The 12,107-nt window shown below is 67.1% G+C and carries 11 protein-coding genes; 8 read left to right on the forward strand and 3 right to left on the reverse strand.

The window, feature by feature from the left end; translation table 11 throughout:
* Window positions 1–155: 155 nt before the first annotated feature.
* Together QH195_RS02955 and QH195_RS02960 are read right to left on the reverse strand one after the other, a co-directional pair.
* The gene (locus QH195_RS02955) at window positions 156–992 is read right to left on the reverse strand and encodes a mycofactocin-coupled SDR family oxidoreductase (RefSeq protein ID WP_280434243.1); all 837 of its coding nucleotides are present in this window, start codon (window positions 990–992) and stop codon (window positions 156–158) included.
* 61 nt (window positions 993–1,053) lie between these two features.
* On the reverse strand, window positions 1,054–2,322 hold the full coding sequence (locus QH195_RS02960; RefSeq protein WP_280434244.1) for a cytochrome P450: 1,269 nt from the start codon (window positions 2,320–2,322) through the stop codon (window positions 1,054–1,056).
* A gap of 212 nt (window positions 2,323–2,534) precedes the next feature.
* Between QH195_RS02960 and QH195_RS02965 the strand changes: the two genes are divergently transcribed.
* Window positions 2,535–3,113 (forward strand): TetR/AcrR family transcriptional regulator, encoded by a 579-nt coding sequence (locus QH195_RS02965; RefSeq protein ID WP_280419835.1) that lies wholly within the window; start codon window positions 2,535–2,537, stop codon window positions 3,111–3,113.
* A gap of 17 nt (window positions 3,114–3,130) precedes the next feature.
* Here QH195_RS02965 and QH195_RS02970 read toward each other — a convergent pair whose 3' ends face one another.
* Window positions 3,131–3,847 carry an enoyl-CoA hydratase/isomerase family protein gene (locus QH195_RS02970; protein WP_280434245.1) on the reverse strand — a complete coding sequence of 239 codons (717 nt, stop codon included), beginning with the start codon at window positions 3,845–3,847 and terminating at the stop codon, window positions 3,131–3,133.
* Between the two features lie 92 nt (window positions 3,848–3,939).
* On the opposite strand from QH195_RS02970, the gene QH195_RS02975 reads away from it, so the two are divergent.
* The 7 genes from QH195_RS02975 to QH195_RS03005 all read left to right on the forward strand — a co-directional run.
* Window positions 3,940–5,589, forward strand: coding sequence for an AMP-binding protein (locus QH195_RS02975; RefSeq protein WP_280434246.1), 1,650 nt, complete (start codon window positions 3,940–3,942; stop codon window positions 5,587–5,589).
* 38 nt (window positions 5,590–5,627) lie between these two features.
* Window positions 5,628–6,824: an amidohydrolase family protein gene (locus QH195_RS02980; RefSeq protein ID WP_280419832.1), complete on the forward strand. Its 1,197-nt coding sequence runs from the start codon at window positions 5,628–5,630 to the stop codon at window positions 6,822–6,824.
* Window positions 6,825–6,834: 10 nt separating this feature from the next.
* Window positions 6,835–8,262, forward strand: a complete 1,428-nt coding sequence (locus QH195_RS02985; RefSeq protein WP_280434247.1) for a FadD3 family acyl-CoA ligase — start codon at window positions 6,835–6,837, stop codon at window positions 8,260–8,262.
* A gap of 242 nt (window positions 8,263–8,504) precedes the next feature.
* Window positions 8,505–9,764, forward strand: coding sequence for an amidohydrolase family protein (locus QH195_RS02990; RefSeq protein WP_280419830.1), 1,260 nt, complete (start codon window positions 8,505–8,507; stop codon window positions 9,762–9,764).
* A gap of 126 nt (window positions 9,765–9,890) precedes the next feature.
* Window positions 9,891–10,547: a hypothetical protein gene (locus tag QH195_RS02995; RefSeq protein ID WP_280434248.1), complete on the forward strand. Its 657-nt coding sequence runs from the start codon at window positions 9,891–9,893 to the stop codon at window positions 10,545–10,547.
* Window positions 10,548–11,001: 454 nt separating this feature from the next.
* Window positions 11,002–11,742 (forward strand): SCO6745 family protein, encoded by a 741-nt coding sequence (locus tag QH195_RS03000; RefSeq protein WP_280434249.1) that lies wholly within the window; start codon window positions 11,002–11,004, stop codon window positions 11,740–11,742.
* A 99-nt stretch (window positions 11,743–11,841) separates the two neighbouring features.
* On the forward strand, window positions 11,842–12,107 hold a 266-nt coding region (locus tag QH195_RS03005; RefSeq protein ID WP_280434250.1), incomplete at its 3' end, for a hypothetical protein.

Raw genomic sequence — 12,107 nt, forward strand, 5'->3', positions numbered from 1 at the left:
GTACCGCATCACCCCGTCGGCCGCGGCGCGCCGTTGCAGGCGGGCCGGAAACACACCACTGCGGAGACGGGCTTCCCTCCGCCACCCGCGGGGTACCCGGCCGCCCGATTCGGGTCGGCCGGGTACCGGCGAGGGCCCACCAGAGGTGCCACGCCCTATTTGAGCATCGAACCGCAGTCGACCGGCAGCGTGACGCCAGTGAGGTAGCGGGCTTCATCCGAAGCCAGATAAAGCACGGCGTTGCTGATATCGATCGGGTCCACCCACGGCACCGGCAGGGTGTGGAACATCTGGCAGATCGGCGCCATATCGTCGGCGGTGGGGTTCTCCAGATCGGGGCGGAACATCTGGAACGTCTTCTCGTTCATGATCATGGCGGTACTCACGTGCGTGGGGTGCACCGAGTTCACCCGGATCATGTGCTGGCCGAGTTCCACCGCGAAGGCCCGCATCAGGCCGACGACACCGTGTTTGGCGGAGACGTAGTGGCCGGTCTGCGGGTAGGCCTTCAGACCGCCGACCGAACTGGTGAGCACGATGGAACCCCCGCGGCCGCCCTCCAGGATGTGCGGGACACCGGCTTTCACCGATTTCCACACCCCGCTGAGGTTGATGTCGATCGTCTCCTGCCAGACGTTCTCGGCCGTCTCGGCCAGGGTGTCACCGCCGCTGGCGATACCGGCGTTCGCGACGATGATGTCGAGGCGTCCGAGCTTCCCGACACCCTCGGCCAGGGCCTCCTTCAGACCGTCGGCGTCGCGCACGTCCACCTCGGCGGTGACGATTTTGCGGCCGGTGGCCTTGACGAGTTCTTCGGTTTCGGCGAGATCGGCGGGTGTCGCCGGGGGGATCTCCGCCGTGTCGATGGGTTTACAGATATCGATGGCGATGATGTCGGCGCCCTCTTCGGCCAGCCGCACCGCGTGGCTGCGGCCCTGACCGCGGGCCGCGCCGGTGATGAACGCGACCTTTCCTTCGACCCGTCCGGTCATGACTTCCTCATTTCTCGTTGCGGCAGCACGCCTGCCGGCTTCCGTTGCTGCGGAGGTGCTTTCAGGATTTCGGCGTGAAGGTGATGTGCAGATCGGACAAGCCGCGCAGGATGAAGGTCGGCTCGAACCGGAACACCGGATCGTCGGCGGAGCCGTGTTTTTCCGGATCCACCCGAATATCGAGCATCCGGTCCAGGATCCGTTCCAGCGACACCCGGCCCTCCACCCGCGCGAGCGGGCTGCCCGGGCAGGTGTGCACACCGCGGCCGAAGGCCATGTGCTCGCGGAAGTTCGGCCGGTCGAGATCGAATTCGTGCGGGTTCTCGAAACGGCGCGGGTCGCGGTTGGCGGCGCCGGGACACACCATCACCAGATCACCGGCGGTCAGCGGTACATCTCCGACCTCGACGGCCTTCTTCGCGAGCCGGAAACCGCTCTTCACCGGGGCCTGCATCCGCAGGGTCTCCTCGATGAAGACGGGGATCCTGCTGCGGTCCGCCCGCAGCACATCCTGCAGTTCGGGGCGGGTGATCAGGAACTGCATGGCGCTGCCGAGAAGTTTGGCGGTGGTCTCCTGGCCCGCGGCGAAGAGGAAGGTCGCGGTGCGGACGACTTCGGTGACCTCGGGTGTCGACCCGTCCGGGTATTTAGCGCCGGCCAGCGAGGTCAGCACATCGTCCTGCGGGTTGCGCCGCCGGTCGGAGATCAGCTCGCTGAACAGGTTGTCCAGCCATTCCAGCGGGTTGACCGGCACGATCTCCTTCTCGATCGAACCCACGGTCGGCCCACCGGCCAGGTTGATGCGCAGTTCCTCGTGATATTCCTCGGGGACACCCAGCAGGTCCGCGATCACCAGCAGCGTGAAGACCTTGGCGTAGGCGCCGAGGAATTCGCATTTGCCGTCGTCGATGAATTCGTCGAGCTGTTTATCGGCCAGCTTCCACATGAACTCCTCGTTCTCCTTCAACCGCGAAGGAACGAGCAACCTGTTCAGCAGTGACCGGGCGTCGGTGTGCTCCGGCGGGTCCATGGTGACCATATGCTCGTACATCGGCAGTTCGGTGCGATGCGCGGCGATCTGCGCGGTGATGTCATCGCCCTCGGGTGTGAACGGTAGCGGCGGGAAGGGCCCGCCCACGGCGATGCACGAGGAGAAGGAGTCGGAGTCGCGCAGGACGTCGTTGGCTTCCTGGTAGCCGGTGACCGCGTACACGCCGTAGTTGGGTTCCCGCGTCACGGGGCATTTGGCCCGCAGATGGTCGTAGTAGGGGTGCGGATCGGGCACCAGCGCCGGGTCGGTGAAGTAGTCGACCGTATCGAAATCGGTCACGGGAACCTCCTGATATCAGCAGAGATGTGTGCTCGAGCGTGGATTACCGGTTAATGCGGGCGCCCCTTGCTGAGCGACTGCTCAGATGTGATGCTGAGCACATGCTTAGCATGCGCGGCACGCGAACGTCAACAGTCGCGGCGTCCGGGATACCATCCCCGGTGATCACGAGACCGCCACGGCCGCGCGGCGATTCAGGAGGAGGCACCACCATGTCAGCACCCCGCCGGCTCGGCGCACCCGATGCCAAGAACCGCGGTGTCCTGATGGACGCCGCCGAAGAGCTCATGCTGGAACAGGGATGGGCGGCGGTGACCTCGCGGCGCATCGCCGAACATGCCGGCCTCAAACCGCAGCTCGTGCACTACTACTTCCGCTCCATGGACGAGTTGTTCCTGGAGCTGTTCCGCCGCCGCGCCGATCAAGGCCTGGAAACCCTGGCCCAGGTCCTGAAATCCGAGCGTCCGCTGCACGCGCTGTGGACCTTCAGCACCGATGCCACCGCGGCGCGTTTCACCATGGAATTCGTCGGCCTGGCCAATCACCGGCCGGCCATCCGCGCCGAAGTGGCGCGCTATTCCGAACAGTTCCGTGCGGCACAGACCGAGGCCCTGGCCCGGATGCTGGAGGGCTACGGGGTGGATACCGATCGCTTCCCCGCCGATGTGCTGTCGGTGCTGATGACCGGCGCGGCCCGGATGGTCGTACTGGAACAGGCACTCGGAATGACGGCCGGGCACGCCGAGACCTTCGCCTTCGCCGAGCGCGAAATCGGATTCCTGGAGAAGTAGGCGCCGCACCGCCTATCTCATTTCCCGCGGTTCATCACCCGGTCGGCCGCGGCCCAATGAGCGTCGGCAACCCACAACCGGGCGAAGGCGTCCACCGCCTCCTGTGGCGTGGCCCCGTCGATCACCCGTTTGATCGCACCGGCAGACGGGTTGGCCAGCGTGCGCGCCAGCGAACGCCAGCCCGCGTCGAACTCCGCGCGCGGCAGGACCCGATCCACCAGACCCAGCCGCTCGGCATCGGGCGCGGTGAGGATCTCCCCCGAACCGGCCAGCAACAGCGCCCGGCTCCGGCCGACCAGTCGCGTCAGCCGCTCGGCCCCGCCCCAGGCGGGCATGATCGCCAGTGCGACCTGATTGAACCCGATCTTGATATCGGCCGCCGCGATCCGGATATCGGCCGCGACGGCCACCTCGGCCCCGCCACCCAGGGCGTGTCCGTTGAGCGCGGCGATCACCGGCCCGGGGAATCCGGCGAGTTTGTCGCATACCTGCCGCATCCGGGTCGCCATCGCCGCGGCCTGCTCATGGGTGCGTAGCGCGGCGAGTTCCTTGAGGTCGCCGCCGGAGACGAAGGCCTTGTCGCCGGCTCCGGTGATCACCAGGGCCCGCGCACCGGCCGCCCCGTCGATCGCCTTGTCGAGCTCGTCCATCGTGTCCAGGGCGATGGCATTGCGAGCGTGCGGGCGGTTGATGGTGACGACGGCCAGTCCGTCCGCCAGTTCGAGCTCGATCACGACTTGTTCTCCTTGACGGAAATATGATTCTCTTGCATAGAGAACCATATACTTTGCCGCTGGTTTCCGGCGCTCGGATCGGAGTTCGATATATGCCACATTCATGGCGCACGAGCGAAGACCCTGCACAGTCACGCTCGGCAACGGGGCCCGGCCCGGCCACCCGCCGGGTTCCCGCCGATCTGGCCCGCGCCTACCGCGAAGCGGGCTGGTGGACCGACGAAACCCTCGGCGAACTCCTCGCCCGCGGTCTCGCGGCAGCCCCCGGCACAACCTTCGCCGTGCACTCGCGAACCCGCCCGTACACCGGCACCTTCGCCGAGGTGGAACGAACCGCCCGCCGACTGGCGGCGGGACTGCACCGGCGCGGCGTGAACCCCGGTGACATCGTCGCCTTCCAGCTCCCGAACTGGATGGAGGCCGCCGCCACCTACTGGGCCTGCGCCCTGCTCGGCACCACGGTGGTGCCCATCGCGCATTTCTACGGCCCCAAGGAGCTCGGCTACATCCTCGGCGCGGTCGCGCCGAAAGCATTCATCACCTGCGAGCGCTTCGGACACAACGAATTCGACCCGCAGCTGTGCGCCGGTGTATCGGCGGTGGGCGTGGTCGACCGGGATTTCGACGACCTGCTCGACCCCGAACCGCTGCCCGGTGTACTGACCACCGATCCGGACAGCCCCGCCTGTATCGCCTTCACCTCCGGAACCACTCGGAGCCCGAAGGGGGTCGTACACAGTCACAACACCCTGGGCTACGAAGTGCGGCAGCTGGCCGGAATGTACCCGGCGGACCGCGGCGATCAACTCACCTCGGCACCGGTCGGCCATTTCATCGGCATGCTCAACGCCCTGCTCATCCCGGTGCTCGACGGCGCGCCGATCCATCTGCTCGATGTCTGGGATCCGGGCTGGGTGCTCGAGCTCATGGCCACCGAGAACATCTGCGTGGGCGGCGGAGTCAGCTATTTCGTCACCAGCCTGCTCGACCACCCCGATTACCGACCCGCGCATCTTGCCCAGTTGCGCTATGCCGGACTCGGCGGGGCCGCGGTTCCGGTTGCGGTCAGCACCCGGCTCGAAGGCCTCGGCATCCGGGTCTTCCGCTCGTACGGTAGTACCGAACATCCGTCGATCACCGGCTCACTGGCCACCGAACCCGCGGACAAGCGCCTGTTCACCGACGGTCACGCGCTACCGGGTGTGGAATTCCGGATCGCCGAGGACGGCGAGATCATCAGTCGCGGACCGGATCTCTGCCTGGGCTACACCGACCCCGACCTCACCGCACACGCTTTCGACGCCGACGGCTGGTACCACACCGGCGATATCGGCACCCTCGACGAGGACGGCTACCTGACCATCACCGACCGCAAATCCGACATCATCATTCGCGGCGGGGAGAACGTGAGCGCACTCGAGGTCGAAGAGGTGCTGCTCACGCTCGCGGGCGTGGCCGAAGGGGTCGCGGTGGCCGTCCCGGACCCACGACTGGGGGAACGCACCGCCGCGGTGGTGCGCTGCCTACCGGGGCACCCGGAACCTGATATCGAGGCGCTGCGCACGCATTTCGCACAGGCGGGGCTGGCCAGGCAGAAGTGGCCCGAGGAGCTCCACATCGTCACCGACTTCCCGCGGACCCCCAGCGGAAAGATCCAGAAGTTCGTCATCCGGCGCGAGCTGGCCACGGCGCATGCCGCGGCCACGGCGGCCGGCGACGAGGTCATTGCGACCGAACCATAATGAGAATACGATTCTCATTAAAGGCCAAGGAGGATTTCATGAGTAAAGTCGAGCTGCCCTACCAGCTCTTCGACGCGGACAACCACCTCTACGAGACCAAGGAGGCGCTCACCCGCCACCTGCCCAAGCAGTACGAGGGGGCCATCCAGTACGTCGAGATCAACGGCCGCACCAAGATCGCGGTGCTCGGCCAGATCAGCGAGTACATCCCCAACCCCACCTTCGAGGTCGTCGCCCGCCCGGGCGCGATGGAGGACTACTTCAAGCACGGCAATCCCGAGGGCAAGAGCCGGCGCGAGATCTTCGGAAAATCGATGAAGGCGATCGACGCCTTCCGCGACCCGGAGGCACGGCTGAAGGTCATGGACGACCTCCAGTTGCAGCGCGCGCTCATGTTCCCGACCCTGGCCAGCCTGGTCGAGGAGCGGATGCGCCACCATCCCGAACTGATCCACGCGGTGATCGAATCCCTGAACCGCTGGATGCTCGACGACTGGGGCCAGGACGGCAACTTCGTGCACTCCGGCCGGATCTTCACCGTTCCGGTGATCACCCTGCCGATCGTCGAACGGGCGATCGCCGAATTGAACTGGGCCGTTGTCGAACACGGCGCCAAGGCCATCCTGGTGCGCCCGGCTCCGGTCCCCGGCTTCAAAGGTATGCGCTCGTTCGCGCTGCCGGAGTTCGATCCGTTCTGGAAGCGCGTCGTCGAACTCGACGTACTGGTCACCATGCACTCATCCGACAGCGGCTACTCACGTTTCGACGCCGAATGGGACGGTAGCGACAAGGAGATGCTGCCGTTCCAGACCAATACCTTCGCGATGACCAACCAGTGGCGGCCGGTCACCGACGCGGTCGCGTCGTGGGTCTGCCACGGTGCGCTGAACCGTTTCCCGGATCTGAAGATCGCGGTGATCGAAAACGGTTCGGCCTGGCTCGAACCGCTGCTGCAGCAGCTGTCCGATGTCTACAAGAAGGCACCGGAGGGCTTCGGCTTCCAGAACCCGATCGAGGCCATCAAACGCAGCCTCTACGTGAGCCCGTTCTGGGAAGAGGATCTGCAGCGGCTCTCGGAGGTCATGGGCGCCGATCATGTGCTGTTCGGTTCCGACTGGCCGCATCCGGAGGGGCTGGCCGAACCGGCCCGCTACATCCACGAGATCAAGGATATGCCGCTGGAGAACCAGGCCAAGATCATGGGCGGCAACCTGGCGCGGCTGCTGAAGGTCTGAGCGGGACCATATGACCTGGGAGACCATCCCGCAGTTGGCCCTGTCCACCGCCGACCGCTTCGGTGACGCCGAAGCGGTGGTGGACGGGGACCTGCGGTTGACCTATACAGAACTCGCGGACCGAATCCGCCGGGCCGCGGGCGCGTACGCCGAAGCCGGGATCGGCAAGGGTGACCGGGCGGCCATCTGGGCGCCCAACTCCGCGGAATGGATCATCGCCGCACTCGGCCTGCTGACCGCGGGCGGCGTACTGGTGCCGGTGAACACCCGGTTCAAAGCCGAAGAAGCGGCCGATGTGATCCGCCGCAGCGGCGCCAAGGCGCTACTCGTGCAGAAGGGCTTCCTCGGCGGCGATTATCCCGCACCGCCCGGAGTGCCGGTCTTCGATCTGAAATCGGATTTCCTCGGCAGCGGCACCCCGTTCGAACGTGAGGTGACGGGCACCGATATCGCCGACATCATCTACACCTCGGGCACCACCGGGCGCCCCAAGGGCGTCATGATGAACCATCTGCAGACGCTTCGGCTCTATGCGGAATGGTGCGATCTGGCCGATCTCCGCGAGGGCGATCGCTATCTGATGGTGAACCCGTTCTTCCATACCTTCGGGTTGAAAGCGGGTATCGTCTCCTCGCTGATCCGCGGCGCCACCATGCTGCCGGTACCGGTGTTCGATGTCGGCAAGGTGCTCGACCTGGTGGAGAGCGAACGGGTCACCATGCTTCCCGGCCCGCCGACCCTCTACCATTCCCTGCTCGAATACGAGGGCACACGCGATATCTCGTCGCTGCGGGCCGCGGTCACCGGGGCCGCCGATATCCCGGTCGACCTCATCCGCCGGGTCCGCCAGGAACTGCCCTTCCAATCGATCATGACCGGATACGGGCTCACCGAAGCGGGTACGGCCACGGCGTCGCGGCCCGGGGACACCTTCGAGCAGATCGCCACCACCGCGGGAACCGCCTGCGACGGCGTGGAACTGCGTATCGCCGACGACGGGGAAGTGCTCATCCGCGGTTACAGCGTGATGCAGGGGTACCTGGACGACCCCGAGGGCACCGCCGCGGCGATCGACGCCGACGGCTGGCTGCACACCGGCGATCTGGGCAGTCTCGACGACGGCGGCCGGTTGAAGGTGATCGGCCGCAAGAAGGATATGTACATCGTGGGCGGGTTCAATGCCTATCCCGCCGAGATCGAGGGGTTCCTGCTGGAGCATCCGGCGGTCGCCCAGGCGGCGGTGATCGGTGTCCCCGACGAGCGTATGGGCCAGGTGGGCAAAGCATTCGTGGTGGCGCGCGAAGCAGTTCGCGAAGCCGACCTGATCGCCTGGGCCAAAGAGCGAATGGCCGGCTACAAGGTGCCGCGGTCGGTGGTGTTCCTCGACGAGCTTCCGCTCAACGCCACCGGAAAAGTGATGAAGGACCAGTTGCGCTGAGCGCCGCCGGTCGGTGACCGGCAACAGGGGCGGGCACTCCGGCGCGTCCGCGTCGGCGGAGTCCGCCCGCAGGGGCGAGCCGGGCACACCGAGCACGCCTACGATCCGCTCCGATCGCCTCGACCCGGCACCGGCCGCGGTGTATCGTCGAACACAATCGAGAGCGCAATTCTCATAATTGGAGATTTTTACTCTCCCAGCCCGGGCACGCCCGGCGTCGACCATGAACAGCGAGGAATCCGGTGAATATCGACGACATGATTCTGGTGAGCATCGACGACCACGTGGTCGAGCCGCGCAATATGTTCGACAACCACGTGCCGAAGAAGTACGCCGAATATGTACCCAAGGTCGTCGTGGACGACCAGGGCATCGACCGCTGGATCTACCGGGACCGGCCCACCGGTGTCACCGGCCTCAACGCGGTCGTCTCCTGGCCGCCCGAAGAGTGGGGCTACGATCCCGCCGGATATGCCGAGATGCGGCCCGCGGTCTACGACATCCACGACCGCGTACGCGATATGGACGCCAACGGTGTACTCGGCTCCATGTGCTTTCCCACCTTCACCGGTTTCAGCGCCGGGCATCTCAGCCGAGGCGGAATGGACGAGATCACCGTCGCGATGATCTCCGCCTACAACGACTGGCATATCGAGGAATGGGCGGGCGCCTACCCGGGCCGGTTCATCCCGATCGGCATCCTGCCGCTGTGGGAACCGCAGCTGGCCGTCGACGAGATCAACCGGCTCGCCGCCAAGGGCTGCCGTTCGGTGACCATGCCGGAACTGCCGCATATCGACGGCCTGCCCAGCTACCACGACATCGACTACTGGGGCCCGGTGTTCCAGGCGCTCTGCGATAACGACACCGTCATGAACCTGCACATCGGACAGGGTTTCGGGGTGCTCAAACTGGCCCCGGACGCGCCGATCGACAATCTCATGGTCCTCGCGCCCAGCATCTCGCTGATCGGTGTCCAGGACCTGCTGTGGGGCCCGGCCTTCCGCAGTTATCCGAAGCTGAAGGTCGCGATGTCCGAGGGCGGGGTCGGATGGATCCCGTTCTTCCTGGACCGCTCCGACCGGCACTACACCAACCAGCGCTGGCTGCGCCGCGATTTCGGCGGCAAGATGCCCAGTGAGGTGTTCCGCGAGCATGTCATGGCCTGCTACGTCACCGACCCGACCTCGCTGAAACTCCGGCACGAGATCGGTATCGACAATATCGCCTGGGAATGCGACTATCCGCACTCGGATTCGCTCTGGCCCGGCGCCCCGGAATTCGTGCTGAGCGAACTCGAGGGGGTCGGCGCCGACGATTCCGATATCGACAAGATCACCTGGCAGAACGCCTGCCGCTTCCTGAACTGGGATCCCTTCGCCCACCAGACCCGCGAGGAAGCGACGGTCGGAGCCTTGCGCGCCAAGGGCGCCGATGTCGATCTGTCCACCACCACCCGCCAGGAGTACGCGGACCGCTACGCCGCCAAGCACGCGAGCTGAGCAGCACGCGTAAACCCGCCTGCCCCGGCCCCCGGATTCAACGGATCCGGGGGCCGGTAGTTGCCGTAGCCGGTTGGGTGAGCTGCACATTGGGAACCTGTCGGACCCACTCGATAATCTGCCGGGATGGTCCGACCCGATCCGGCGCTGCGCCGTCTGCTGCGGGAAACGCAGAAGTTGCTGGAGCCGTACGGATTCCACGGTAGCGATCCGCGCTGGGTGCGTATCGAACCGGGTGGTGTCGCCGCCGTCGGTCGTACCCGGGCGTCCCGAATGTGGACCGACGGGCACCAGGTACTCCGATTCGATCTGTACCTGACCGCCACCCCGACCGCGTGGTGGGAATTCGGGAACTGGCGCAATGCCCGATTGGGTTTGCCTGCCGTACCGCTGGAAGAGGCATCCGGCCCCGATCTACTCACCACCGGAAACGTATCCGGCGAACCGGACTGGCCGTGGAGCCTGCGCTCCGCCCCGGACGGGAATGTCCTGCAATCGGATATCGACACCGTTCGCGCCGAACTCCCCCGCCGGGTCCACGCCTGCGCGCGACGCGCGCTGCAATTGGTCGAACCGGACCGCTACCTCGACGAACTCCTGGCGCGCGCGGATCCGCACATCGGCACCTGGGAGACGATCGTCGTCCTGCTCGCCGACCGCGGCCCGGGACAGGAACTCGACGAAGCGATCCGGCAGCTGCGAGCCTGTTATGCCGGGCGGGAGCTCTCGGACTACACCGAGGAGATCATCGCCTACGCGCAGAACCGAAGCGCCCTGGTCTGAGCCGGTCGCCGGCTCGGCGCCGGCACCGGGTCGGCGCCCACCTACCCGGGCCGTGCTGCGACGAGCTCGTTCATCGGCAACCGGCTGCGGCCCATCCGGATCTACCCGACGTCATCTCGAGGGCGACAGCAACACCGACAAGTCCAGGCCCCCGGGCGCCGGACTGCGGAGCGGTGCGCCCGTCGGCCCCGACAGGGACGGAGACCGGGAACGCGGCGGGGCGGGCGCACCGGCACCGGGACCGTCGAACCGGTTCCGGCGGCGGGCGACCCTCTCCTGACAGGCCGCGCATGGCCGACGAGCACGGCGGCCGGCGACTCTCCGGTTCGCGTCCGGTGCGGGCCGTGCCGCACCGGAGGGCCGACCATACGAGAATCCCTCGGTGAACGATCCTTCCGTACGGCGTACAAACCCGTTACGGTGACGGGAAAGAGGTAGGCGAGAAGGAGTCGGAATGTCGATCGGCGCAACGGTGAACAAGCATATCCAGGAACTCGGCGGCGGGTTCATGTTCTCCCGGGAGGCACGTACGTACGCGGCCGAAACCGGTGTCGACGAGTTCTTCGGCCCCTACACCCGCGGCCGCGGTGGCGTGCTCGGCGAGGTGGATGCCGATGTGGTCACCGCGGCATTCGGGTTCTTCCCCGGCCATTCGGTCCGCACGGCGTGGGAATCGGTATCGATGCCGGCGGAGAAGGCCGCGCAGCGCTACGCACTGGCCTGCCAGGAGTTCGGGCGGCGCAAACTCGGCGGATTCGCGGAAGCTGCGCGGCTGGCAACACTCATGGAAACCGTTGCCACGGCGGCCGATCCCGCCGGCGTTCCGTTGTTCGCGGGTTGGCGGGCGATGCCCCTGCCCGCCGACCCGGCCGCGCGGGTCATGCAACTCGCGCACGTCCTGCGCGAACTCCGCGGCGGTCTGCACCTGATGGCCGTGCGCGCCTCCGGTATCACCCCGCTGCAGGCCGTCCTGATCTCCGGTTCCTCGCTCAACGACGGCCCCGGGCAGGCCCGCTGGTACGGCTGGCCCGAGCCTTTCGAGGAGATCACCGACAACATCCGCAGCGCCTGGAACCGGGCAGAATCGGTGACCGACGAGTTGATCGCCCCCGCATTCGCAGTGCTCGACGAGACGGAGGCCGGCGATCTCGTCCGTCTGGTCGCCGCGGCCCACTCCGCAACCTTCGCACGCTGACCCGCCGGCGGCCTGCCCGCGAGGTCGTGGGCTATCGGGCCCCTGGGTGTCCGCCGTATCGAGATCCGCGGCTGCGCGGACCGGTGCCCGGCGTACTCCATGCGCAGCGGTTCGGAGCGTGGTAGTCCTGGAAATACGCCCCGGGGGGGGGGGGGGGGGGGGGGGGGGGGGGGGGGGGGGGGGGGGGGGGGGGGGGGGTGGGGGGGGGGGGGGGGGGGCGGGGCGGCGGGGCGGCGCGCCCGCCGCCGCCCCCCTGCCCCTGGCCCCCCCCCCCCCCCCCCGCCCCCCCCCCCGGGCGGGCCCCCCGGCGGCGGGGCGTATTTCCAGGACTACCACGCTCCGAACCGCTGCGCATGGAGTACGCC

Origin of the sequence: Nocardia carnea (genome assembly GCF_029868855.1) — a bacterium.
Lineage (GTDB): Bacteria > Actinomycetota > Actinomycetes > Mycobacteriales > Mycobacteriaceae > Nocardia > Nocardia carnea_A.